Annotated in this window: 26 protein-coding genes and 1 riboswitch; of the genes, 13 read left to right on the forward strand and 13 right to left on the reverse strand. The window is 64.3% G+C overall.

The window, feature by feature from the left end; genetic code table 11:
- Positions 1-8 precede the first annotated feature (8 nt).
- On the reverse strand, positions 9-332 hold the full coding sequence (locus AC6CH3_RS15720) for a class I SAM-dependent methyltransferase (protein WP_498133294.1): 324 nt from the start codon (positions 330-332) through the stop codon (positions 9-11).
- 144 nt (positions 333-476) lie between these two features.
- Positions 477-651, forward strand: a riboswitch (cyclic di-AMP (ydaO/yuaA leader).
- A 158-nt stretch (positions 652-809) separates the two neighbouring features.
- Here AC6CH3_RS15720 and AC6CH3_RS15725 point away from each other — a divergent pair.
- Positions 810-1499 carry a M23 family metallopeptidase gene (locus tag AC6CH3_RS15725; protein WP_498133295.1) on the forward strand — a complete coding sequence of 230 codons (690 nt, stop codon included), beginning with the start codon at positions 810-812 and terminating at the stop codon, positions 1497-1499.
- A gap of 37 nt (positions 1500-1536) precedes the next feature.
- Here AC6CH3_RS15725 and AC6CH3_RS15730 read toward each other — a convergent pair whose 3' ends face one another.
- Positions 1537-2568 carry an alpha/beta fold hydrolase gene (locus AC6CH3_RS15730; RefSeq protein ID WP_498133296.1) on the reverse strand — a complete coding sequence of 344 codons (1032 nt, stop codon included), beginning with the start codon at positions 2566-2568 and terminating at the stop codon, positions 1537-1539.
- Between the two features lie 83 nt (positions 2569-2651).
- Here AC6CH3_RS15730 and AC6CH3_RS15735 point away from each other — a divergent pair, with 83 nt between their 5' ends.
- Entirely contained in the window at positions 2652-3725 is a 1074-nt protein-coding gene (locus AC6CH3_RS15735; RefSeq protein ID WP_498133297.1) for a quinone-dependent dihydroorotate dehydrogenase, read from the forward strand.
- Between the two features lie 149 nt (positions 3726-3874).
- Here the strand turns inward: AC6CH3_RS15735 and AC6CH3_RS15740 are convergent, their stop codons facing one another.
- A complete protein-coding gene (locus tag AC6CH3_RS15740) occupies positions 3875-4477 on the reverse strand; it encodes a DUF3043 domain-containing protein (protein ID WP_494034555.1) in 603 nt (200 codons plus the stop codon).
- Between the two features lie 130 nt (positions 4478-4607).
- Between AC6CH3_RS15740 and AC6CH3_RS15745 the strand changes: the two genes are divergently transcribed.
- The 5 genes from AC6CH3_RS15745 to AC6CH3_RS15765 all read left to right on the forward strand — a co-directional run bounded on the left by AC6CH3_RS15745 (position 4608) and on the right by AC6CH3_RS15765 (position 9820).
- Positions 4608-6038 (forward strand): dipeptidase, encoded by a 1431-nt coding sequence (locus AC6CH3_RS15745; RefSeq protein WP_498133298.1) that lies wholly within the window; start codon positions 4608-4610, stop codon positions 6036-6038.
- A 194-nt stretch (positions 6039-6232) separates the two neighbouring features.
- Positions 6233-6622 (forward strand): HesB/IscA family protein, encoded by a 390-nt coding sequence (locus tag AC6CH3_RS15750; protein WP_498133299.1) that lies wholly within the window; start codon positions 6233-6235, stop codon positions 6620-6622.
- 186 nt (positions 6623-6808) lie between these two features.
- Positions 6809-7681, forward strand: a complete 873-nt coding sequence (ctaC, locus tag AC6CH3_RS15755; protein ID WP_494036378.1) for an aa3-type cytochrome oxidase subunit II — start codon at positions 6809-6811, stop codon at positions 7679-7681.
- A gap of 10 nt (positions 7682-7691) precedes the next feature.
- Positions 7692-9422, forward strand: coding sequence for an aa3-type cytochrome oxidase subunit I (gene ctaD / locus AC6CH3_RS15760; RefSeq protein ID WP_498133300.1), 1731 nt, complete (start codon positions 7692-7694; stop codon positions 9420-9422).
- Positions 9419-9820: an aa3-type cytochrome oxidase subunit IV gene (locus AC6CH3_RS15765; protein ID WP_494036380.1), complete on the forward strand. Its 402-nt coding sequence runs from the start codon at positions 9419-9421 to the stop codon at positions 9818-9820. The genes ctaD and AC6CH3_RS15765 overlap by 4 nt, the downstream gene beginning before the upstream one ends.
- Positions 9821-9903: 83 nt before the next feature.
- On the opposite strand, the gene AC6CH3_RS15770 is transcribed toward AC6CH3_RS15765, so the two are convergent.
- Positions 9904-10215, reverse strand: coding sequence for an HPr family phosphocarrier protein (locus AC6CH3_RS15770; RefSeq protein WP_498133301.1), 312 nt, complete (start codon positions 10213-10215; stop codon positions 9904-9906).
- A gap of 161 nt (positions 10216-10376) precedes the next feature.
- Here AC6CH3_RS15770 and AC6CH3_RS15775 point away from each other — a divergent pair, with 161 nt between their 5' ends.
- Positions 10377-11168: a UTRA domain-containing protein gene (locus tag AC6CH3_RS15775; RefSeq protein WP_494036382.1), complete on the forward strand. Its 792-nt coding sequence runs from the start codon at positions 10377-10379 to the stop codon at positions 11166-11168.
- A 140-nt stretch (positions 11169-11308) separates the two neighbouring features.
- On the opposite strand, the gene qcrB is transcribed toward AC6CH3_RS15775, so the two are convergent.
- The 4 genes from qcrB to ctaE all read right to left on the reverse strand — a co-directional run bounded on the left by qcrB (position 11309) and on the right by ctaE (position 15645).
- Positions 11309-12979, reverse strand: a complete 1671-nt coding sequence (qcrB, locus tag AC6CH3_RS15780; protein WP_498133302.1) for a cytochrome bc1 complex cytochrome b subunit — start codon at positions 12977-12979, stop codon at positions 11309-11311.
- Positions 12957-14027: a cytochrome bc1 complex Rieske iron-sulfur subunit gene (gene qcrA, locus AC6CH3_RS15785; RefSeq protein ID WP_498133303.1), complete on the reverse strand. Its 1071-nt coding sequence runs from the start codon at positions 14025-14027 to the stop codon at positions 12957-12959. The genes qcrB and qcrA overlap by 23 nt, the downstream gene beginning before the upstream one ends.
- A 103-nt stretch (positions 14028-14130) precedes the next feature.
- Positions 14131-14919, reverse strand: a complete 789-nt coding sequence (gene qcrC / locus AC6CH3_RS15790) for a cytochrome bc1 complex diheme cytochrome c subunit (RefSeq protein ID WP_400576234.1) — start codon at positions 14917-14919, stop codon at positions 14131-14133.
- Positions 14920-15006: 87 nt separating this feature from the next.
- Positions 15007-15645, reverse strand: coding sequence for an aa3-type cytochrome oxidase subunit III (ctaE, locus tag AC6CH3_RS15795; RefSeq protein WP_498133304.1), 639 nt, complete (start codon positions 15643-15645; stop codon positions 15007-15009).
- A 148-nt stretch (positions 15646-15793) separates the two neighbouring features.
- On the opposite strand from ctaE, the gene trpD reads away from it, so the two are divergent.
- Positions 15794-16852, forward strand: coding sequence for an anthranilate phosphoribosyltransferase (gene trpD / locus AC6CH3_RS15800; RefSeq protein ID WP_498133305.1), 1059 nt, complete (start codon positions 15794-15796; stop codon positions 16850-16852).
- 35 nt (positions 16853-16887) lie between these two features.
- Here the strand turns inward: trpD and AC6CH3_RS15805 are convergent, their stop codons facing one another.
- The 3 genes from AC6CH3_RS15805 to AC6CH3_RS15815 are packed head-to-tail and all read right to left on the reverse strand — an operon-like array spanning position 16888 to position 19864.
- Entirely contained in the window at positions 16888-17715 is an 828-nt protein-coding gene (locus AC6CH3_RS15805) for an ABC transporter ATP-binding protein (RefSeq protein ID WP_498133306.1), read from the reverse strand.
- Entirely contained in the window at positions 17712-18803 is a 1092-nt protein-coding gene (locus AC6CH3_RS15810) for a FecCD family ABC transporter permease (protein WP_498133307.1), read from the reverse strand. The genes AC6CH3_RS15805 and AC6CH3_RS15810 overlap by 4 nt, the downstream gene beginning before the upstream one ends.
- Complete coding sequence (locus AC6CH3_RS15815) at positions 18800-19864, reverse strand: FecCD family ABC transporter permease (RefSeq protein WP_498133308.1); 1065 nt, start codon at positions 19862-19864, stop codon at positions 18800-18802. Before AC6CH3_RS15815 ends, AC6CH3_RS15810 begins: the two co-directional genes overlap by 4 nt.
- A 128-nt stretch (positions 19865-19992) precedes the next feature.
- On the opposite strand from AC6CH3_RS15815, the gene AC6CH3_RS15820 reads away from it, so the two are divergent.
- Both AC6CH3_RS15820 and AC6CH3_RS15825 read left to right on the forward strand, forming a co-directional pair.
- The gene (locus AC6CH3_RS15820; RefSeq protein WP_498133309.1) at positions 19993-21015 is read left to right on the forward strand and encodes an ABC transporter substrate-binding protein; all 1023 of its coding nucleotides are present in this window, start codon (positions 19993-19995) and stop codon (positions 21013-21015) included.
- Between the two features lie 220 nt (positions 21016-21235).
- Positions 21236-22087, forward strand: a complete 852-nt coding sequence (locus AC6CH3_RS15825; protein WP_498133320.1) for a siderophore-interacting protein — start codon at positions 21236-21238, stop codon at positions 22085-22087.
- A 23-nt stretch (positions 22088-22110) separates the two neighbouring features.
- Here AC6CH3_RS15825 and AC6CH3_RS15830 read toward each other — a convergent pair whose 3' ends face one another.
- Positions 22111-22392 (reverse strand): Lrp/AsnC family transcriptional regulator, encoded by a 282-nt coding sequence (locus AC6CH3_RS15830; RefSeq protein WP_400576250.1) that lies wholly within the window; start codon positions 22390-22392, stop codon positions 22111-22113.
- Between the two features lie 71 nt (positions 22393-22463).
- Entirely contained in the window at positions 22464-22880 is a 417-nt protein-coding gene (locus AC6CH3_RS15835) for a DUF3054 domain-containing protein (protein ID WP_498133310.1), read from the reverse strand.
- A 151-nt stretch (positions 22881-23031) separates the two neighbouring features.
- On the opposite strand from AC6CH3_RS15835, the gene AC6CH3_RS15840 reads away from it, so the two are divergent.
- On the forward strand, positions 23032-23505 hold the full coding sequence (locus tag AC6CH3_RS15840; protein WP_498133311.1) for a VOC family protein: 474 nt from the start codon (positions 23032-23034) through the stop codon (positions 23503-23505).
- Positions 23506-23737: 232 nt separating this feature from the next.
- On the forward strand, positions 23738-23954 hold a 217-nt coding region (locus AC6CH3_RS15845), incomplete at its 3' end, for a hypothetical protein (RefSeq protein WP_498133312.1).

Raw genomic sequence — 23954 nt, forward strand, 5'->3', positions numbered from 1 at the left:
ACACGACCTTAGAAGAAGTTTCCCTGGAACGCTGCACTGCTACGCGCGCCCAGGATTTGAGGCTGTGGTTTGCCAAGCAGAATGGCGGCCTGCTGGTGGTTTTCCATGGCTCTCGGTGAGCGTACCAGTTGTGCGCGTGCCAAGAAGCCTTGCTCAGTGAACCGGGTGGCGACTCCCTCGGGGGAGTGCAATTTTGCTTCAAAGCTGAGACCGGGATGGAGCTGCTGCGCGACCCGGGTCATCTCCGGGGACAGGTCCACACCTGTGACGTTCAGTCCCGTGCGCGTCAGGTATTTGCTCATCCGTCCGGCGCCGCATCCGGCGACGATCATTAATCCCTTTCTTCTCCTTCTGCAACTGCAACACGCCATAGTCTTCGTAACGAATTTGTAACTTCCTGTTTTTCTTGGTTTCATGGTTGGTACCACATACCTTCACCAGGTATGCGTGTACCCGCTTCGCCAAACCCCGCCGGCGGTACATGAACCCATCACTCCAGGCGGGGGCGGAAGACCCATGAATGACGCCTTTGGGCGTCTTGGGGTGAAGCCTGGCCCTGTCACTGCATGCCTGTGAGGCGCGCGGCAGGGGAGGCCGGACAGTCCACTCGTCCGAATCCGACAGCTAATTTCGCCGGCGCCGAGAGGACCTACGCTGTGCCTTCCCACGACAAGCACGCCCTGCGCCGTGCCATTTTCTTCCGCACATCCAGTAAGGGCCGCCGCCGGGCAGCCTCATCCCCAGTGCCAAGGCCGCGGGGCCGCGGCCAAAAGCTGGCTGTTGCGGCGGCGGTGACAGGAATGATCGGCATGACCGTACTCTCCACGGCTCACGCCGCGCCAACAGGGATCTTGGCCACGGGGGAGGTTCCTGCCAGTGCAGTGGCCGCTCCGGCCGCACAACCCTCCCTGCTCGCGGATGCAGGATCGTCACTGGTTTTTGACCAGCCCCAGGTCAAGTCCTCCCCGGCGCGGAAAGCGGCACCGAAAGCGGCACCAAAAGCGGCGCGGAAAGCGGCATCGAAGCCGGCGCGGAAACCGGCACTGAAGGCCGCACCCAAACCGGTACGGAAGCCGGCACCGAAACCCGCCCGGGCTTCCGCGCCTTCGGCAGGCCTGCGGGCACCGCTCGCCTCGATGATCGTGACTTCCCAATATGGGCACCGCGTCAATCCCCTGACCGGGGCAATCGGCGAATTGCATACGGGGCTTGACTTCGCCGGGGCGTGCGGCACGCCCGTTTTGGCTGCGGCCAGGGGAAAGGTCACCGAGGCAGGCTGGAGCCCGTACGGGGGCGGAAACCGGATTGTTGTTGACCACGGCAAGGGACTGAAGACCACCTACAACCATCTGGCCAGCATCGGCGTTTCCAAGGGCCAGACTCTGGCGCCGGGTGGCCGGATAGCTGCTGTCGGAACGACCGGCAGCTCCACCGGCTGCCACCTTCATTTTGAAGTCATGGTCAATAACAGGACCGTCAACCCCGCCAGCTACCTATAGGCAAACAGGGCGGTTTCCGGGTTGCACCTCGCCACTCTCATGGCAGCCGACCGATGGATTCGTCCTCAGCGGCAAAGCCGTGGATCCACCGGGCCAGCCGCCGGTAGGCGTCCGCGCGCACCTCGGCACGGGACAGGAAAACATCGTGCAGTGCGCCGTCGATCCGCTCCACGGACACGCTCTGGCCCAGTGCGAGGGCCCGCACTGCGATGACGTTGACGTCCAGTACTGCGTCCGTCCTGCGCATCTCTTCGGTCCAGAACGGCCCGGTCGCACTTGCACCGGAAATCATCACCAGGATGGGGATGCCGATACGGAGCCCGCGGGCAACCTGTGCCTGGCCGGCCAGGACTGCGCTGAGCCAGCCGGCGCGGACCGGAAAGGCCATGGGAGGCCGGTACTTGTCATCAAGGGTCCATTCCCCTTCGGCTGAGTTGCTGATGCTGCGCCAGTAGAAGCCGCGCTCGGGCAGGCGGAGCACAGCCTCCGGCCGGAAGCGGGCGAGGGGCTCCACCATTGTCCAGGCGGCCCGCCGGACCAGGGAACTGCCGTGCATTTCCAGCCACGGACTGTTCAGGACAAGCTGTGACACCACGCCCGGATTCCGGCTCACCCACAGGGCCGCCACGAGACCGCCGGTGGAGTGCCCCATCATCACAAGCGACAGCGGCGCCGCGGGCTCCATCGCCGTGATCATGCCGACGGCGGTGCTGATTTCGGCGTCGTAGTTTGCCAGATCGGCAACGTACCCGCCGTGCGCCTCGGGGCGCAGGCTGCGGCCGTGGTTGTGCATGTCCAGGGCAAAAAACTCGAAGTCCTGGCTGTTCCAGAAGCGTGCCAGTTCAACATTGAAAAAGTAATCGCTCCAGCCGTGCAGGAACAGCACTGCCCGGCGCCGGTGCCGCTCGCCCTGCGCAGGAGGCGGCGCTGGGTCCGCCGCAGACGGGGCGGGGTTGTCCAAGGGGGCATACCGGACAAGCGTCGCCGTCCGTGTGACGCCGTCGCCGCCCACGGCCTCGAAGGCAAAGGATTCGAAGCCCTCGCCGAGGATGTCGCTCTGCCACTCCATGGCACCAGACTAGACGCGCCGTCGGTGGTCGACACGTGCGTGGCCGGTTTGGTCTGCACCGCCGAAGACGGAAAACTAGAGGCATGCGCGTATATCCCACTTTCTTCAGGCTGGCCTTTTCATGGATGGACGCCGAACGCGCCCACAAAATCGGCTTCAAGGGCATCCGGCTGGCCCATGCCACCGGGGCGGGCCGGCTGCTGGCACGGTTTACGGCCCCGCCCGCGTCCCTGCAGACGAATGCCTTTGGGCTCACCTTCCCCTCGCCGTTCGGGCTCGCCGCCGGCTTTGACAAGGAAGGCCACGGCATCGAGGCCCTCTCGGAGCTCGGCTTCGGCCACGTGGAGGTGGGTACCATCACCGGCCGCGCCCAGCCGGGCAACGAACAGCCGCGGCTGTTCAGGCTCATCGAAGACCGTGCGGTCATCAACAGGATGGGATTCAACAACGACGGCGCTGCGGCCGTGGCCCCGCGCCTCAAGTCAGCCCGGGCTGCCCTGCAACGGCGTCACCCCAAGGTTCGTCCCCTCATCGGCGTGAATATCGGCAAAAGCAAGGTTGTGGAACTTGACGACGCTGTGGAGGACTACCTCATCAGCGCGCGCAGCCTCGCTCCGGCTGCGGACTACCTCGTGGTGAACGTGAGTTCCCCCAACACGCCGGGCCTCCGGCTCCTGCAGAACGTGGAGACCCTGCGGCCCCTTTTGACGGCTGTGGGGGAGGAAGCTGACAAAGCGGCCGGCCGGCACGTGCCCCTGCTGGTCAAGATCGCTCCGGACCTCAGCGATGAGGACATCGACGACGTTGCCCGGCTCGCACTCGACCTGGGCCTGGACGGCATCATCGCAACGAACACGACCATCGGACGGTCGGGCCTGAAGTCTGACAGCGAAAAGATTGAAGCCTGCGGGGCGGGCGGACTGTCCGGGGCTCCCTTGAAGGCCCGCTCCCTGAAGGTTTTGCGTCGGCTCAGGGACGCAACGGGCGGCCGGCTGACGCTGGTTTCCGTGGGCGGAGTGGAGACGCCGCAGGACGTCCAGGACCGCCTGGACGCCGGTGCCACGCTCGTTCAGGGATACACGGCGTTCCTCTATGAAGGGCCGTTCTGGGCGGCGCGCATCAACAGGCGTCTGGCGAAAACCCGGCGCGCTGCCTGAACGCAGCCTGCGGGTTCCTGCGCAGGGGTACTCCCGGCGCGGGAATCCGGCGCAGGAATAAAGCAGCCCCCGGCGGAGAGAGACACCGCCGGGGGCTGCTTTATATGCGTCGGATCCGGAAGGAGGTCCGGAGAATGGAACGCTGGGGGTCAGGACGGAAACTGGCCGCGCCGGACTTGCGGCTTGGGGAGGCGAAGCTTCCGGAACTGCAGGGAACGCATCGAGCCATACCAGACAGTGCCGCGCTCCACTTCGCCGAACTTCTGAGTCAGCCTCTTGCGAAGCTGCCGGGACAGGATGAACACGTCCACGAAGACTGCAAGGAACATGACCCAGAAACCGCCGAGGACATAAATCATCTGTTCGCTCGAGGACGGAACCACCAGGGACACGATCACAAAGATCAAAGCACCGAACATGAGGTATTCGCCGAGGCTGAACCGAGCGTCCACATAGTCTCGGGCAAACCGCTTCTGCGGCCCCTTGTCACGGATCGGAAGGAACCGCTCGTCGCCGGTATCGAGCGCCTGGCGCATTTTCAGGCGCTGCTCCTGCACGGCGGCGCGCTCGGCCGCCTTTGAGGCCTTGCGGTCCTCGGGCACGAGAGGCCGCTTGCGTGCTGCTTCCTGCGCCTTGCGCTTGGGCGTGGGTGCCCCCTTGCCCATGACCCCGGGCTGCCGGGCAGCTGCATCAGCAGCCTGTTGGTCTACTACGTCCTGCGCCGCTGGCGCTTCTTTTTTACGTCCAAACACCAAAACAGAATACCTTGCAGGACCGCGCCTTCCGTCATGCCGGAGCGCGGACAATATGCCCGTGACGCTCGCATGGCGGGTCTGCGGCGCCTTGTATGTTGTGGCCTGTGCCGCGGGTAGTGTTTTGGCCATGACTTCACCATCAGCGGCCACTCCGCAACAATCGGGCAGTTCGGTTGCCGGCGTCGACACGGACGCGCTGCGGAATGCCGTGAGCGCAGGCTTTGAGGCCACCATGTCCAACCTGAAGGACCTGGTCAGCATCCCCGGCATCGCCTGGGCCAGCTTCGATCCTGCGCAGCTGGACCGCAGCGCCGAGGCCGTTTCCGCGCTGGTTCAGGGCGCCGGTTTCGAAGATGTCCGGATTCTTCGCTGCAACAAGGTGGACGGGACGGCCGGCGGACCTGCCGTTGTGGCCCGCCGTGAACCGGCAGAAGGCAAGCCGACCATCCTGCTCTATGCCCACCACGACGTGCAGCCGCCGGGCGATCCCGCGCTGTGGGAATCCGAGCCCTTCACCGCCGTCGAACGCGATGGGCGGCTTTACGGCCGCGGAGCCGCCGACGACAAAGCCGGAATCATGGCGCACATTGCTGCCTACGGTGCCGTGGTGCGCGTGCTCGGCGAGCAGTTCGGGCTGGGCGTGACCCTGTTCTTTGAAGGGGAGGAAGAAGCGGGTTCGCCGACCTTCCGCACGTTCCTGGAAACCCACCGGGAATTGCTCCGTGCCGACGTCATTGTCGTGGCGGATTCCAGCAACTGGAAGGTGGGCGTTCCGGCTCTCACCACGAGCCTCCGCGGCCTCATCGACGGAACCATCGAAGTCCAGGTCCTGGACCATGCAGTGCACTCCGGGATGTATGGCGGCCCGGTGCTGGATGCCCCCACCCTTTTGTCCCGTCTCATCGCCACCCTGCATGACGATGAAGGAAGCGTGGCCATCGACGGACTCAAAGGCTATGACGAAGCCACCGTGGACCTGACCGAGGAGGAGTTCAGGGCCGACGCTTCAGTGCTCGACGGCGTGCAGCTGGCCGGCACGGGTTCGATTGCTTCCCGCATGTGGACCAAGCCGGCCCTGTCCATCATCGGCTTCGACGCGCCCGCGGTTGAGATGGCCTCGAACACGCTGCTGCCGCGGGCCCGGGCAAAGTTCAGCCTCCGCCTGGCCCCGGGCCAGGTGCCCGCCGAAGCCATGGACGCAGTCCGGCGCCACGTCGAAGCCAATGCGCCCTTCGGGGCGAAGGTCGTTTTTACTCCAGGGGAGAGCGGCAATGCCTATCTCACGGACAGGGGATCAGCTGCGGCCGAATACGCCATGTGGGCTCTGGGGGAGTCCTGGGGCGTGCCTGCAGTAGAGATGGGCATCGGCGGCTCCATTCCGTTCATATCGGACCTGACTGAGCTGTATCCGGACGCACAGATCCTCGTCACGGGCGTGGAGGACCCGGACTCCCGTGCACACTCCGCCAATGAATCCCTCCACATCGGGGACTTCCGCAATGCCGTTGTGGCCGAGGCGCTGCTCCTCGCGCGCATTAATAGCGAGGGTCTTGGCTGACATCTGCTGGGAGCTGCCGCCCGTTCAGGCCTGCGGCGGTCCGTCTGGGAACAAGTCGTTGCCGGCCATGGTTACGCCTGTAGTTAGAGCTACGCATGCTATCGACGTAGCATGTAGCTATAGCCCATACCGTTTCCGTAGGGGCAGGCGCCGTGCACGCGGGGCCGCCAGGACCGTCGTTAGAAGGTAGGCCAATGAGCACTACGACCAATGAAAACAGCTCCGAATCCACTGGCACGGCAAGTGCCGATCTGGCGAGCCACGAGGTTCAGCTGACAGACGTTGCCGCCGGCAAGGTCCGCAGCCTCCTTGAGCAGGAAGGCCGCACAGACCTCCGTCTTCGCGTTGCCGTGCAGCCGGGCGGCTGCTCGGGACTGATTTACCAGCTCTACTTCGATGAGCGCCTTCTGGAGGGCGACGCCGTACGCGACTACGACGGCGTCGAGGTCGTGGTCGACAAGATGAGCGTGCCGTACCTCAGCGGCGCCAGCATTGACTTTGAGGACACCATCTCCAAGCAGGGGTTCACCATCGATAACCCCAACGCAGGCGGTTCATGCGCCTGCGGTGATTCATTCCACTAACGGGGCCCGTTTGCCCTTCCTCGAGCTGTGGCGGCGCCGGTAATTACCGGCGCCGCCACACTGACGCCGACATGTGGGCGAAAACGCGCGGGGAGCGGTAAGCTCTACACCGAGTAGTAAAACCTTTAGTGTGCCCGGGACGCCATAGGCCGCCCTGGCAACAGCAACAAGTAGGAAGGGCCGTCTGTGAGTTCGCAGAACCGAACCGGCAGCCGACGCAAAACGATCACTACGATCACTGGCTTGGCAATTGCCGGCGCGTTGGTTTTGACTGGATGTTCGCCAGTGGTAGAGAAGGGGTGGCTGCCCACTGAGCGTGGGACCACCAGTAATACCGACCGCATCATGGACCTCTGGGTCAACTCATGGATTGCCGCGCTCGTGGTGGGCATCATTACCTGGGGTTTGATCGTCTGGTGCCTCGTCGCGTACCGGCGCCGCAAGGGAACCGTCGGATTCCCGCGGCAGACCAGCTTCAACCTGCCGCTCGAGGTCTTCTACCTGACCATCCCGCTGTTCATGGTGCTGGTGTTCTTCTACTTCACCGACCGCGACCAGCAGGCCATCGATGACCGCTCGCAGCCAGCCGACGTCGTCGTCGACGTCCGCGGCAAGCAGTGGGCCTGGGACTTCAACTACAAGAAGGGCGAGGTCATCCAGGAGGACGTGCACGAAGCCGGCGTCCAGGCACACCTGACCGGTGAAGCAGTGGACAAGGAGAAGCTCCCCACGCTCTACCTGCCCGTTGGCAAGTCCGTCGACGTGGAGCTGAACTCCCGCGACGTCATCCACTCCTTCTGGGTTCCCGCCTTCCTGCAGAAGCGCGACATGATCCCGGGCAAGACCAACTACATCCGGTTCACGCCCACCAAGGAAGGCACCTACGACGGCAAGTGCGCCGAGCTCTGCGGTGAATACCACTCCGAAATGCTCTTCCGCGTGAAGGTTGTTTCCGAGTCCGAATTCCAGGCGCACATGAACCAGCTCCGCCAGGACGGCAACACGGGCCTGCTCGGCGAAGAGTACGACCGCAACCCGAGCCTGACCGAGACGAAGTAAGGGGAGCGACGTGGCTACTTACACTCAATCCGCCGGGATCCTGGAATCTCCCGCAGCACCCGTAGTACCGAAATCCAAGGGGCGCATCGTCGTCAACTGGATTACGTCCACCGACCACAAGACCATCGGGTACATGTACCTGATCGCGTCCTTCGTGTTCTTCTGCCTTGGCGGCGTGATGGCGCTGCTCATCCGTGCCGAACTTTTCGAGCCCGGCATGCAGATCCTGCAGACCAAGGAACAGTACAACCAGCTGTTCACGATGCACGGCACGGTCATGCTGCTGATGTTCGCCACCCCGCTCTTCGCCGGGTTCGCGAACGTCATCATGCCGCTGCAGATCGGCGCCCCTGACGTCGCCTTCCCGCGACTGAACGCGCTGGCTTTCTGGTTCTTCCTCTTCGGTTCAACCATTGCCGTGTCCGGCTTCATCACCCCGCAGGGTGCCGCCTCGTTCGGCTGGTTCGCCTACGCGCCGCTGTCCAACACGACGTTCAGCCCCGGTGTCGGCGGTGACCTGTGGGTCTTCGGCCTGGCGCTGTCCGGCTTCGGCACCATCCTCGGTGCTGTGAACTTCATCACCACCATCATCTGCATGCGTGCCCCGGGCATGACCATGTGGCGCATGCCGATCTTCACCTGGAACACGCTGGTCACGGCCATCCTGGTCCTGATGGCGTTCCCGCCCCTGGCCGCCGCACTGTTCGCGCTTGGCGCGGACCGCCGCTTCGGAGCCCACATCTTTGACCCGGAAAATGGCGGTGCCGTCCTGTGGCAGCACCTGTTCTGGTTCTTCGGCCACCCTGAGGTGTACATCATCGCGCTGCCGTTCTTCGGCATCGTGTCTGAGATCTTCCCGGTCTTCAGCCGCAAACCGATCTTCGGCTACAAGGGCCTGGTCTACGCGACGATCGCCATCGCCGCCCTGTCGGTGACCGTGTGGGCGCACCACATGTACGTGACCGGTTCGGTGCTGCTGCCGTTCTTCGCATTCATGACCATGCTCATCGCGGTGCCCACCGGCGTGAAGTTCTTCAACTGGATCGGCACCATGTGGCGGGGCTCGATCACGTTCGAGACCCCGATGCTGTGGAGCATCGGCTTCCTCGTCACGTTCCTCTTCGGCGGCCTCACGGGCATCATCCTGGCCTCCCCGCCGCTGGACTTCCACGTCTCTGACTCGTACTTCGTGGTGGCGCACTTCCACTACGTGGTGTTCGGCACCGTGGTGTTCGCGATGTTCGCCGGCTTCTACTTCTGGTGGCCGAAGTGGACGGGCAAGATGCTCAACGAGCGCCTCGGCAAGATCCACTTCTGGCTCCTGTTCCTGGGCTTCCACGGCACGTTCCTGATCCAGCACTGGCTCGGTGTTGAAGGCATGCCGCGCCGCTACGCGGACTACATGATCGAGGACAACTTCACCTGGATGAACCAGTTCTCCACGATCTCCTCGTTCGTGCTGGGCGCCTCGCTGATCCCGTTCCTGTGGAACGTCTACATCACCGCCCGCAACAGCGAAAAAGTCACGGTGGACGATCCCTGGGGCTTCGGCGCATCGCTGGAGTGGGCCACTTCCTGCCCGCCGCCGCGCCACAACTTCACCTCCCTGCCGCGCATCCGTTCGGAACGCCCGGCTCTGGACCTGCACCACCCTGAGCTCTCCCAGTCACACACCGTTGAGTCACCGGCACCGGCAGCATCGGTACTCGGTAACGCCGATCAGAAGGACACTGCGCAGTGAAGATCGAATCTTGGATTTTTGGAGCCGGAGTCTTCTTCTTCGTACCGGTCTCGGTGATTTACGGGTTCCTCACCGACTGGTCTGAGTGGGTGGGCATCCTGGGCATCCTGCTCGTCGGCGGCCTTGCGGGCATGATCGGCGCCTACCTCGGGTTCACCGGCAAGCGCGTCGGCATGCGCCCTGAGGACCGCAACGACGCCGAGATCCACGAGGGTGCCGGCGAGCAGGGGCACTTCAGCCCCTGGAGCTGGTGGCCCCTGATGCTCGGTCTGACCTGCGCGGCAGGTTTCCTGGGTCTCGCCATCGGGTTCTGGATGACCTTCATTGCCGCAGGCATGGCGATCATCACCCTCGTAGGCTGGGTCTACGAGTACAGCCGCGGCGACCACGCCCACTAGGCTGTAGATTTCGGCTCTCAGACAGCCAACGACGGCGGGCCCCACCATTTTGGTGGGGCCCGCCGTCGTTGGTTGTTGGCATGCTAGGCAGTCGCCTGAGACTCCTGGGATGCCTGCGACCCCAGCAGCTCGGCCAGGCCGGTCAAAGCGGCTTCGGCGTCGGTGATGCTGCGGCCTGCCGGCAGAGCGGATTCCGTGATTCCCAGTTCCACTTCGCAGCCGCAGTTGAAGTCGGCGGTCATCACCTCCAGCAGGGACCTGGCGTCAACGGCGTCTATGCCGTCCTTCCTAATGGTCACCGGCAAACCGGTGTCCGTGACAGCACGGACGAAAACCGCCGCTGGGCGGGCATGCAGCCCTATGGCTGCTGAAACGATTGCCTTGCGAACTGGCAACTGGACTCCTCTATTCGGACGGAATGACGCCGTCGTCTTCATCGTTCGCCCTTAAGAATATCGCTGCGGAACACCCCAACCGCGCGCCGCACGCTGGTCTAGACCTCGCGGGGAAGTGGCATATTCTTGAAGTGTGAATATGACTTTCAGGACCAGCCGCCATGGCCGCTAGCGCTGCGGGCATCGTTGGTGAGATTGACCGGAAGTCGGGCGTCCCCATCTATGTTCAGCTGAGGGAAATCCTTCGGACGTACATTGCGACGTCCTGTCCGCCGGGTTCGGGGCTTCCGTCGGAACGGGACCTGGCCGAAAGATTCGGACTCGCCCGCATGACCGTCCGCCAGGCCATTGATGCCCTGGTGGGCGAAGAGGTCATTGAGCGCGTGGTGGGCCTGGGTACGTTCGTCCGCAAGCCTAAGCTCGATTTGCAGGTGAAACTGACCTCGTACAGCGAGGAAATGCAGCGCCGCGGTATGGTGCCGGCGGCCAGGGTGCTCAGCTTCGAACAGATAGCCGCCAGTGCCTTTCTCGCGCGTGAACTCCAGCTGGAGGAGGGAACCCCCCTGGTGCGTTTCCGGCGCCTGCTGCTGGCCGATAACGAGCCGATGAGCGTGGACGAGAACTTCATTCCGGCCCACCGTGTACCGGGGCTGCTGGACGGGGAGCCTCCAACCTCGCTCTACAACGTCCTGAGCGAGCAGTTCGGCCTGGTGATGGAATGGGGGGAGGACATGATCGAAGCCACCGCCGCTTCGCCCTCCACCGCACGGCTGTTGAATGTTGAAATCGGCGCGCCGCTGCTGAAGATCCAGCGGCACGCCTTCGTTGCACGCGCGATGGTGGACTATTCCGTGTCCTTCTACCGTGCCGACCGCTACAAGCTCTGGGTGCCTCTGCAGCGGCCTGGCGTACGGCCAACGCGCAATCACGCCTCCGGGTACCGGAACCAGTAGCCAGGAGCCGGCCGAGGCGCCGTAAGGCCGCCGGCCGGTGCCTCCCCGCGTGGGGCCGCTTGTGCCACCAGCCATGGACGCAGAAATGCCCGGTCCCAAGGGACCGGGCATTTCTGCAGTGCTAGCCGCGTTGGCTGTTCCTAGTGGCTGAGGGTCTTCTGCCCCGCGCCTGCTTCGACAGCCTCGTGGTGGCCGTGGCTGGCTTCCAGCTCGGCCGGGGTTGCCGGGGCAACCCTGTCCTCGAAGAACCAGCGGGAGAGCGCTGCGCGGCGCTTTTCCTTACGGGTCACCACACCGTGTTCGTTCGGTTCGGCCGGCAGCGGAACGGGGGACTCGAAGCCCACGAGCTTGTACCGCTTGTACTCGTCCAGCGGAGCGTGAACCTCGATGAATTCACCGTGCGGGAGGCGCACGATGCGTCCGGTTTCACGGCCGTGGAGGGCGATCTCACGGTCCTTGCGCTGCAGCGCCAGGGCGACGCGCTTCGTTACGACGAAGGCGATGATCGGGCCGACGAAGAACAGCGCCCGCAGCCAGTACGTGACGTCGTTCAGCGAAACCATGAAGTGCGTTGCAATGAGGTCGGAACTCGCTGCCGCCCACATGACGCAGTAGAACGTGAACCCTGCCATGCCGATCGCGGTCCGGGTAGGAGCGTTGCGCGGACGGTCGAGAACGTGGTGTTCGCGGTTGTCCTTGGTGATCCAGCGCTCGATCCACGGGTACATGAACAGAACGGTGAACACCAGGCCGGCCGGGACGAGGGCCGGCAACAGGACGTTGAGGGTCAGCACGTAGCCGAAGATGACGTACTCGAAGTGGAAATCGCCGATGACACCGGGCATGAGGCGAAGCGCACCGTCAACCCAGCCGATGTACCAGTCAGGCTGCGTGCCTGCGGAAACCGGGGAGGGGTCGTAGGGCCCGTAGTTCCAAATCGGGTTGATGGTGAAGAAGCCTGCCATGAGGGCGATGACACCGAAGACGATGAAGAAGAATCCACCGGCCTTGGCAGCGTAAACCGGGCCCAGCGGGTAACCGACGACGTTGCCGTCGTTGCGGCCGGGACCGGGGTACTGGGTGTGCTTGTGCACAACCACCATGAAGAGGTGCAGGACGATCATCAGGAGGATCAGTGCCGGGACCAGCAGGATGTGGAGCACATACAGGCGGCCGATGATCAACGTACCGGGGAACTCCCCGCCGAAGAGGAAGAAGGAGGTGTACGTGCCGATGACCGGGATGGACTTGATGACACCGTCAATGATGCGCAGGCCGTTGCCGGACAGCAGGTCGTCGGGGAGCGAGTAGCCGGTGAAGCCGGCAGCCATGGCCAGGATGAGCAGAACGCCGCCCACCACCCAGTTCAGTTCACGGGGCTTGCGGAAGGCGCCGGTGAAGAACACGCGAAGCATGTGCACGGCGACGGACGCCACGAACAGCAGGGCCGCCCAGTGGTGCACCTGGCGCATGAAGAGACCGCCGCGGACGTCGAAGGAGATGTCCAGCGAGGAGCTGTACGCCACCGACATTTCAACGTTCTTCAGCGGTGTGTACGAGCCGTTGTAGTGCGTCTCCGCCATGGACGGGTCGAAGAAGAACGTGAGGAACGTTCCGGAGAGCAGGAGGATGACGAAGGAGTACAACGCCACTTCGCCGAACATGAACGACCAGTGGTCCGGGAACACCTTGCGTCCGAATTCGCGGAGAATTCCGGAGCCGCCGACGCGTGCATCGACGAAGTCGGTAACGCGTCCGACTTTGGTGTTGGCTACATAAGCGGGGGCCTTAGCTGTTGATGCTGCGCTCATGCTGATCACGCTCCCAGTAACTTGGTCCTACGGGTTCTTTGAAGTCGCTGGTAGCGACCAGGTAACCCTCGTCATCAACTGCGATGGGCAGCTGGGGGAGAGGGCGGCTGGCGGGGCCGAAGATAACCTTGCATTCCTTTGTCAGGTCGAAGGTTGACTGGTGGCACGGGCACAGCAGGTGGTGCGTCTGCTGCTCATACAGGGCAACAGGGCAGCCGACGTGGGTGCAGATTTTGGAGTAGGCAACGATGCCGTTGTAACCCCAGTTTTCGCGGCCCGGTGACGGGTTGAGCTTTGCCGGGTCAAGGCGCATGAGCAGCACGACGGCCTTCGCCTTCTCGTTCAGCTTGCCTTCGTGGAGGTCGTTGAGGCCTTCCGGAATGACGTGGAAGGCGGAGCCGATAGTGACATCCGACGCCTTGATGGGCGTGCCGTCGGGGTCACGCGCCAGGCGCTTGAGCTTGTCGCCCTCCGGTGCCCACAGTGTGTGGGCCAGCTTGTCATCGGGGCGGGGGCCAAGGTCGCCGAAGACGGCAAGCGCGGGGAGCGGGGCAAGTGCCACAGCACCGAGCAGGGTGTTGCGGATGAGCGGACGGCGCTTGATTCCGGTTTCCTCGACGATGTCGTCGACGATCCGGACTGCTGCCGCGCGGTCATCCTCTTCGCGGATGGCGTGGCGTTCCTCGGAGACCTCGTGGTCCGGCATGAGGGCCTTGGCCCAGTGCACGATGCCCGTGCCGATGCCAAGCATGGCAAAGGCTGTGCCGATCCCAAGCAACATGTTCTGCAGCCTGATAGTGGCGATCGTGGAGTCATCGCCCAGGTCGATGGCGAAGTACGCCACCAGGAAGATCACGGTGCCAACGACCGACGTGCCGAACAGCACGGCTACCTGCCGTTCTGCTCGTTTTGCGGCCTTCGGGTCCGTGTCAGCCAGGCGCAAACGATGCGGAGGAATTCCAGGGTCCTGGAACTTCTCCACCTCATTCTGACCAGCCGTAGCTACGGTGCCCGAGTGGATCGGACTGCCGTCACTATGGTTGCCCATGATTCGCCTCATCCTTCTCTCGTCTCGGCGGTGCCGAGTTAGTGTTCAATTTCAAACCCGCTGAACGGTCAGCAGGACGTTTTTTTGGAATGCCCTGCGCGTGCTAGGACGTGCGGGACGTCAGCCAGATGGTGAAGGCAATGATGACGCCCAGGCCTGCAATCCAGACAAAAAGGCCTTCGGATACCGGGCCGAGGGCTCCAAGGTCGGCGCCTCCGGGGGAGCCCGTGGTCTCAATCTGCTTCAGGAACGTGATGATGTCCCGCTTGTCTTCGGGGGTGATGTTGGAGTCGCTGAAGACCGGCATGTTCTGCGGACCGGTCACCATCGCCTCGTAGATGTGCTTGCCCGACGTATCGGCCAGGGCCGGAGCGAACTTGCCACGGGTCAGGGCGCCGCCTGCTGCCGCGGCGTTGTGGCACATGGCGCAGTTGACGCGGAACAGCTCGCCGCCCTTGGCTGCGTCACCCTGTCCGTCCAGGAGGGCTGCTTCGGGGATGGCCGGCCCGGCCCCCAGGGAGGCGACATAGGCTGATAGCTGGTGGGTCTGCTGCTCGTTGAACTGGGCCGGCTTCTCGTACGCCTGGGGGCCGTTCATCTGCATCGGCATGCGGCCGGTGCCGACCTGGAAGTCGACGGCAGCGGCGCCGACGCCTACCAGGGACGGACCGTCCTGCGTACCGCCGGCACCCATGCCGTGGCAGGTGGCGCAGTTCGCTTCGAAGAGCTTTTCGCCTTCCTCGACATCACTGGCGCTGAAGTTGGTGGTGCTGGCTTTGGCCTCGTTGACGGTGGTGGCAACGGCATACAGCCCACCAGTGAGGAGGAGGCCCATCAACAGCAGGGCTATTGCTGCCAGTGGGTGACGTCGCTTCTGCGAGAGTGCCTTCACGTGGTGGTTCCTTTATTTGATCGTGCGTCGGCTCCGGGAGCCGCTTCTTGAATTTCAGTCTCTTGGGGGACAAGAGCGAAGTCTTGGTTACATGAGGACATAGATGACCAGGAAGAGGCCAATCCAGACGACGTCCACGAAGTGCCAGTAGTAAGAGGTGACAATCGCCGAGGTTGCCTCGAAGTGACCGAACTTCTTCGCGGCGAAGGAGCGGCCCATGATGAGGAGGAACGCGACCAGGCCGCCGAGAACGTGCAGGCCGTGGAAGCCGGTGGTCATGTAGAACGCCGAACCGTAGGCGTTGGACGACAGCGTCACGTGCTCGGAGACGAGCATGGCGTACTCGGTGGACTGGCCGGCCACGAAGAACGCGCCCATGAGGAACGTCAGGGTGAACCACTCGTTCATGCCCCAGCGGGTGAACTGCAGCGGACCGCCGCTGCGTCGCGGCTGGAGCCGCTCTGCGGCGAAGACGCCCATCTGGCAAGTAAAGGAACTTGCCACGAGGACGATCGTGTTAATGAGCGCAAAGGGGAAGTTGAGCTTGGCCGTCTCTTCAGCCCACATCTCTCCGGAAGTGGAGCGGAGGGTGAAGTACATGGCGAAGAGGCCGGCGAAGAACATCAACTCGCTGGACAGCCAGACTACGGTTCCAACGGAAACCATATTGGGGCGGTTCAGCGTGGGGTGCGCCGGGGTACTGGGGGCATGGGTCGCAGATGTCACATAGACATTATGTCTATAAAACTCCGTCCTGCCCAACGCAAACCGCCTTTTCGGGGGACTTTTTCTACAAAGACGCGAAATCGCGCGGAAAAGTTCCCCGAGGGGTTCACATTGGTCATCGGAAGCCCCACCTCGATAGCATCGGGTGGTGACTTCACAGGTATCGGCACAGGCGGCAGGTAACACCTGGCCGCGGCTCATCTCCACGCTGATTGACGGTAAGGACCTGACGGCAGAGAGCACGGGCTGGGCCATGGGGACCATCATGTCGGGTGAGGCCACCCCCGCCCAGATCGCCGGATTCCTTGTGGCGCTGCGCGCCAAGGGCGAGACCGTGGACGAGATCGCGGGCCTTGTCGATGCCATGGTTGCCCATGCCAACCCCATCGACATCTCCGGCGAGAAGCTCGACATCGTGGGCACGGGCGGCGACCAGCTGAACACCGTTAATATCTCCACCATGGCCGCTCTCGTCTGTGCCGGTGCCGGCGCCAAAGTGGTGAAGCACGGCAACCGCGCCGCATCGTCGTCGTCCGGTTCGGCAGATGTGCTCGAAGCGCTGGGCGTCCGGCTGGATCTCTCCATTGCTGACGTTGCACGAAATGCCGAAGAGGCCGGCATCACGTTCTGCTTCGCCCAGGTGTTCCATCCGTCGTTCCGCCATACCGCTGTGCCGCGCCGGGAGCTCGCGATACCCACGGCATTCAACTTCCTCGGCCCGCTCACCAACCCTGCAAGGGTCCAGGCTTCGGCCGTTGGTGTGGCCAACGCCCGGATGGCGCCGCTGGTGGCCGGCGTGCTGGCTAAGCGCGGCAGCCGCGGACTCGTCTTCCGCGGAAGCGACGGCCTGGACGAACTGACCACCACCGGTCCGTCGACTGTTTGGGAGATCCGCGACGGCGGGGTCACCGAACAGCAGTTTTCGCCGGCAGAGCTCGGGATCCGTCACGCAACGGTAGAGGAACTCCGCGGCGGAGACGCCCAGGCGAACGCCGCCGTCGTCCGCCAAGTGCTGGCCGGCACCGCCGGACCAGCACGCGATGCTGTCCTGCTAAATGCGGCGGCCGGACTGGTGGCCTATGACATGGACGCCGAAGGCCCCCTGACTGAGCGCATGGGGAAGGCGCTTGCCCGCGCCGCTGAGTCCATTGACTCGGGGGCGGCAGCCGCAGTCCTGGACAAGTGGGTCAGCCTCACGCAAGGGTGAGGCTGAGTTATTCCTACACTCCTATTTTCGAACAGCTAAGTGCCCACCGACTGGGCGGTTGAAGGCTGCCCGATGGGAATGACGTGCGGACGCCCGTCGGTCGGTTCGCTCACCACCTGGGCCTCCAGGCCAAAAACCTCGCGCAGCAGTTCCGGCGTCACCACTTCTGCGGGCGTTCCCTGCGCCACGATGCGGCCGTCCTTCATGGCAACAATATGGTCAGAGTAGCGGGCTGCCAGCGAGATGTCGTGAAGCACCATTACCACCGTCCTGTCGTGGCGGCGGTTCAAGCGGCGGACAAGTTCCAGGACATCCACTTGGTGGGCGAGGTCCAGGTAGGTCGTGGGCTCGTCGAGGAGGAGTATCCCGGTTTCCTGGGCCAGGGTCATGGAGATCCATGCCCGTTGCCGCTGGCCTCCGGACAGATCCTCGAGCGGAGTGTCGGCCAGTTCCGTGATGTCGGTGGCGCGGAGCGCCTCTTCAACAACCGACTGGTCTTCGGGGGAGAACTGCTGGTACCACTTTTGCCGCGGATGCCTGCCGCGGGAGACCAGGTCTGCCACGGTCAGGCCCGAAGGCGCGGTGGGCGTTTGCGGCAGGATGCTGATTCTCGTGGCGATCTGGCGCGTGGACCGGCTGCCCAGCGCCGCGCCGTCCAGGAGCACTTCGCCTGAGCGTGGCGCAATAAGCCTGCCAAGGCCGCGGAGGAGCGTGGATTTGCCGCATCCGTTAGGCCCGATGATGGATGTGATCCGTTCATTCGGGACTGTCAGGGACAGGTCATGGATGATGTTGGGACCGTCGTAGCCCAGGCTGAGGTTTTCAGTCCGCAGCCCTTCATGCCGCTCTGTGGCGATATTCAACTCAGCCTCCGCTGGTACTTCAGGAGCAGGTGGATCAGGAACGGTGCCCCCAGAACGGCGGTGGCGACGCCGACGGGCAAAGGGGCGCTGAGGGCGTTGGCAGATATCGTGTCGGCCAAAAGGACGAACACCGCACCCACCAGGGCTGAGACTCCGACCGGGGGAACAACGCCGGAGGTCAGGGACCGGGCGATCTGGGGGCTGGCCAGGGCAACGAAGGCCACCGGACCCGCCGTCACCGTGGCAACGGACGCCAGGAGCACCGCGATGGTCAGCACCGTCAGCCGCACGGCCCCGATGCGGGTGCCGAGCCCGACGGCGGTGTCCTCGCCGAATCCGGTCAGCAGCAGCCACCGGCCGCTGAGGACTGCGGCGGCGATGAGCACCGCGGAGCTGAGTGCCATCGGCTGGACGGTGGTCCAGTCCTTGCCGTTGAGCGAGCCGGTCATCCAGGTCAGGGCCTGTGCCGCGCTGGTAACGTCGCCCAGAGTCAGGATCCAGGTGGTGAGGCTCGCGGCAAGACCGGAAATGCCAAGCCCTGCGAGGACGAGCCGATAGCTGTCCAAACCCCGGCGATAGGCAAGCATGTAGACCGCGACACCGCTGACGATGCCGGCTGTGAACGCCGCGGCAGGCATTCCCACGGTGGCGGCGAGCCCGCTGAGCCCTGCATGTCCTCCGCCCGCGATCACCAGGACTGCCACCGCGCCGAGTGACGCTCCTGCAGTCACCCCCAGCAGGTCCGGGCTGGCCAGGGGATTGCGGGCCACCGTCTGGGTGATGGCCCCGGCCGCGGCCAGGGACGCGCCGACCAGTACGGCGGCCACCATGCGTGGTGCGCGGAACTCCGTGACAGCCAGATGTGTCCGGGGGCTGGACTCGTCGCCGAAAAGCGCCCGGAGAACATCGGGATAGGGCAGGGGTGTCCCCCCGAAGGCAACATGCAAAGCCATCGCGGCAACCAGCACCGCGGCCAGCAGGGCACCCACCAGCAGCAGGCGGAGATTGACCCGAAGGGACACCGGCCCCATGCGCAGCGCGCGGATTGTGGCGGCGCCGGTCCGCCGGCCGCTTTCAAGGACCGTCATAGCGTTGCCAGCCTGCGGCGTCGGGCCAAATGGACGAAGAAGGGGGCTCCGACGACGGCGAGGACCACTCCCACGGAAAGTTCGCCGGGACGGGCTATGACGCGTCCCGCGGTATCGGCCAGGAGCAGCAGCGTCGCTCCCGTCACGGCGGACAGCGGTATCAGCCAGCGGTAGTCGGGTCCGGTCAGGGTGCGGGTGATGTGGGGGACCAGCAGCCCGGCGAAGGCAATCGGCCCTGCCATCGTGACCGCTGACCCGGCCAGCAGCGTGATTGCCGCAATGCCGGCGGCTCGGGCCCTGAACACGGAAATCCCCAGCGAAACAGCCGCATCTGACCCCAGAGCCAGCGCGTTCAAGGGCCGGATGTTCAGCACGGCCAGAATGGTGCCGGCGCAGATGAACGGCCAGATCACCGCGAGCACATCGCTGTGCCCGGCCAGCGACCCGACCTGCCAGAAGCGGAGAGTGTCGAGCGCCTGGTCGTTGAGCAGGACGATGCCGGCCACCAGCCCGGAACACAGGGCCGTCACCGCTGCCCCGGCCAGGACCAGGGTCACGGGGGTGGCGCCGTGGCGGGCAGCAGAACCAACGGCAAAAACCAGGACGCTGGCAGCCAGTGCTCCGGCGAAGGCCAGCAGGGCCTGCACCAGTGCGGGTGCCTCCCCGGCGAGCGCTGTGGCCGTAACGATGGCCAGGGCCGCCCCCTGGTTGATGCCCAAAAGACCGGGGTCCGCAACGGGATTCCGGGTGTGTCCCTGGACCAGGGTGCCGGCCAGTCCCAGGCAGATCCCTGCACAGACAGCCAGGACGGTGCGCGGCCAGCGAAGCTCGCGCACGGTCACATCCATGACGGTGCCGTCCGGGGTGAACAGTGCGTGCCAGACCTCCTGCAGTGACGAGGGCTGCCCGCCTATGCAAATGCTCAGGACGGCCGCCGCAACCATCGCGGCCAAGGATGCGGCCAGCCAGCGTACCGCTGATCTGCCCGGGCGCCGTCCGCGCCGGGATGCTTCCGTCAGCTCCGGCCCAGCCAAAGCGTCGGTCGGATCCAGTGTTTTCACTCGGTCCTTCCATTAAGTCATGTCTTTGTAATCTATTTCCCGCAGGCCTGCTACAGTCTACGGCAGACACACAGGTAAGCCTTGCCTAATAGGTCGAACCCCCCGTCACATCGTTTGAAAGCGAAACAGTGAAAACACGCATCCTCAAGAATTTCAGCGCGGCGGCCGCCGGCATGGCGCTGCTCGCCACCGCGGCCTGCGGCACCCCGGCCGCCACCAGCGGACCCGCGGGGTCGGACGCCACACAGTCGGCGGCCGCGCAGTCTGCCGGTTATCCCCTGACCATGGAACACACCATGGGCAAGACCAGTATCGAAGCGGCACCCAAGCGCGTCGTGGCGCTGGATCCCAGCTACATCGACGCTGCCCTGCTGCTGGGCGCTGACCTGGTCGGCTACGTGCAGTACCGTCAGGATCCGAAATCACCCTTCGCGCCATATCTTGGCGATGTTGCGGACGCCACGAAGGACTCAGTGAACGTGGGCACCATGGCCGAGCCGAACCTGGAAAAGATCCTTGAGCTGCAGCCGGACCTCATCGTTTCTGCCAAGGTCCGCCACGAGGCCCTCTACCCGCAGTTGTCCAAGATCGCGCCCACCATCTTCTCCGTCAGCACCGGTCCGACCTGGAAGGAAAACGTCGTCTTCCTGGGCGAGGCACTCGGTAAGAAGGCGAAGGCCGAAGAGCTCGTCAAGGCCTACGAGGCCAGGGCTCAGAAGGTTGGCGCGGAGATCCTGAAGAAGAAGCCGGACGCGACGTACTCGCTCGTCCGCTTCACCGGCGGAGACACCGCCCGGCTGTACTCGTCCAACTCGTTTATTGGCGAAATCATGGCGGACATGCGCATCCCTCGCCCCAAGGCCGCTCCGGACAGCACCGAGGAAATCTTCGTCCCGCTTTCGTCCGAGCAGATCCTCCAGGGCGACGCCGGCCTCGTCATGGTGAGTGCATTCACGCCTCCCGGCCCGGAGGGCGACACGGCCCGGGCCCAGCAGGAGAAGTTCCAGTCCAACCCGCTGTGGAAGAAGCTGAAGGGCGATGTCGTCGCCGTCGATGACGCAACGTTCCTCGCCTCCGTGAGCATCCAGGGCGCCCATGCCGTCATCACGGACTTGGCCAAGCACTATGGAGTGGATCCCCACCTGCCGTAGCCCGACCGAAAACGGTGGTCGGCAGCAGCTGAGGCAGCATTAGCTTGCTCGGCATGCTGCCGGCCACTGCTTTGGTCTCGATCCAAGCGGAAACAAAGGAAGCGGAAAATGAGCAGTCCCGGATCCAGCACCTGCCCACTGCGGGTTTTTGACGTCGTCGTCCGCCGCGTCCGGCAGCTGAGCCCCCCATGTCCGCCGAATCACGTTCGGCGGTCCTGGTCTGGAGAGGTTTGGAGTCCCGGGGCCCACTCTGGACCTGAGGATCAAACTGCTCCTGCCTGTTCCGGGACACACATTGTCACGTCCGGGCTCATCTGACGGCCAACTGCAGGAGGGGTGGTACCAGGACTGGCTCCGCATTGCCCAGCCCGGGCGCGGCTGCCTGCGCAGCTACACCGTGCGGGCACTCCGTGGCACCCCGGATGGGCGGGAAATCGACGTCGATTTCGTCATTCATGCCGCCTCCCACCCTGTCTCCCGCCCTGACTCCCGCCCTGTCTCCCGCCCTGTCTACGACGGGTGTTCCGCCCCCGCCTCTGACTGGGCGCGGGCTGCCGAACCAGGAAGCACCGCCGTCCTGGTTGGCCCCGACGCCATCAGCAGCAGGACGGCGCCGCCGGCGGGAACAGGCATTAGGTGGGATCCCCAGAGCGCGCGCCAGGTTCTTCTCGCTGGGGACGAAACGGCGGTCCCGGCGGTCAGCTCAATCCTCGAAGCCTTGCCCGCAGGCACCATCGGCCGGGCCTTCCTGGAGGTGCCCGATGGCAGCGACTTCCAGGATCTCAGGACCGAATCCGGAGTAGTGGTCACCTGGCTGGCCCGGAACCCGACGAAAGCACGCCGTGGCCAATTGCTGTGTGACGCCATCCGGCGTTCGTATGCGGCCGGCGAGGCTTCGGAGGAGATGTATGCCTGGGCGGCGGCGGAAGCCAGCACGGTCAAGAACCTTCGCAGCCACCTCGTACAGCATCTGGGCGTGGACCCCAAACGATCCGAGCTAAGGGCCTACTGGAGCCTGGGGAAGGCAGGATCGGGCGCGAACGGCATCCCGGTCAAACAACAGCTCAGCTGATACTCGTGGGCGGATGACGGCTGTTACTCCTCGAAGCCCAGCGCAAACGCGGCGTCAAGGTCGTGCTGGGAGTATGCGCGGAAGGCGATGTGGGTAGTGGTGTGGACCACGGCCGGGACCTTGGACAGCCTGTCCGCGATGACATCCGCAAGTTCCTCGTGCTGTGACACCCGGGCCACCGCAATGAGGTCCCATTCTCCGGTAACCGAGTAGACCTCGCTAATGCCCTGGATGGCGGAAATTTCCTCGGCAGTTTCGGGGATTCGCGAGGCGTCTGTCTTAATCAGGACGAAGGCGGTGATCACTGGTAACCCTTCCGGATCTGTTGTGCCCCGGCAGTGCCGGCGGGTGCATACTGTGCTGCCAGCCTAGTACATCACCCTCGCCGTCGTGATCGCCGCAGCCGCAGGATCCCGAGGACCAGAGCCCGGTAGCCAAGGAGCAACACAGCGAGGCTGATGAGCGCGACGATGACGAACGGCAGCACCACGGTTTGCCCGGTCAGCGCACGCAGCGCCATCCCCACGCCTACCGTGCCCAGCCATACGGCCACGCCGGCCGGCCACAGCGCAAGCGGTTCCCGCCACAGCCGCAGCAGCAGCCACGTGACTGCTGCGCCAGCGAGGAACGGCCACGCTGTGAGCAGGACTCCCGTAATGACGTCGCCCCGTGCATGGGCGTCACGGCCTATGGCTGCAAACACCATGATGAGCAGGGCATCAGCCGCTGCCGCGGAGGCGGTCGCAGCGGGGATGGACCGCTCCGAACGTGTGGGGCTTTTCGTCGGGCGCATGCCATTGAGCCTAGCCGTTTCCGCCATGGTGTTGCCCCTCTGTTGCCCGACCCGTTGTCAGGGCTACCGCGCAGGGCTACGCTCGAGCCGGCAAGCGTCGGGGGCAGCGGCTGGCCCGGCGTCGGAAGAGTACCGGGAGAGGGAAACGGCCATGCAGAAGATTACTGCCTGTCTTTGGTTCGACAACCAGGCCGAAGAAGCGGCCGAGTACTACGTGTCCGTCTTTGACAATGCCAGGATCAACAGTGTTTCGCGCTTCGACGAAGGCGGCCCCGGCCCGGAAGGGCAGGTCATGTTTGTGGAGTTCACCATTGAGGGCCAGGATTTCCAGGCACTGAACGGGGGACCTGCCTCCTCGTTCACGGAGGCCGTTTCGTTCTCGGTTGACTGCGCGTCGCAGGACGAAGTGGACCGCTACTGGAACGCCCTGACGGACGGCGGGGCCGAGAGCCAGTGCGGGTGGCTCAAGGACAGGTACGGGGTCTCCTGGCAGATTGTCCCGTCAGCGCTCAGCGGGCTCCTTGGCGGACCGGACGCCGCCGGCGCCCAGCGGGCCATGCAGGCGATGCTCTCGATGAGGAAACTGGACATCGCAGAGATTCAAAAGGCGTACGACGGCGGCTGACGCGGCCGTCAAATCTGGTAATGACCCCCTAATACGGGTGGGGAAGGTGTGCGGCTCCATGTTAACTCCAACGTTTTCAGAACTTAGCGGGAGCACGATGGGAGATATTTCATCCACGAGGTGGACTTATGACGCTTCCCAGCAGCCTCAGCTCCAAGCTGGGCCGCAGCTGATCCCGGACGGGTTGGTTTCATCGTCCGGATGACTTTCATCGCCGAAGAGGAACTACGAAATGATGAAAAAAACGCTCCGCTGGTTCAGCCATTTCCTCGTTGTGTCCATCGTCGCCGCGGGAGGCCTGGTGGGCGTCTCCGGTCCGGCGCAGGCAGCCACCGTCGGCACTCCGAGCATCACGTATTCCGGGGTGAGCAACCCTCCGACGGCAGACAAACCGCAGAGCAAGCTGTGGTGGAATGACGGGTCCTGGTGGGCGAACATGTGGACCACCG

The organism is Arthrobacter sp. GQ119 (assembly GCF_059759125.1).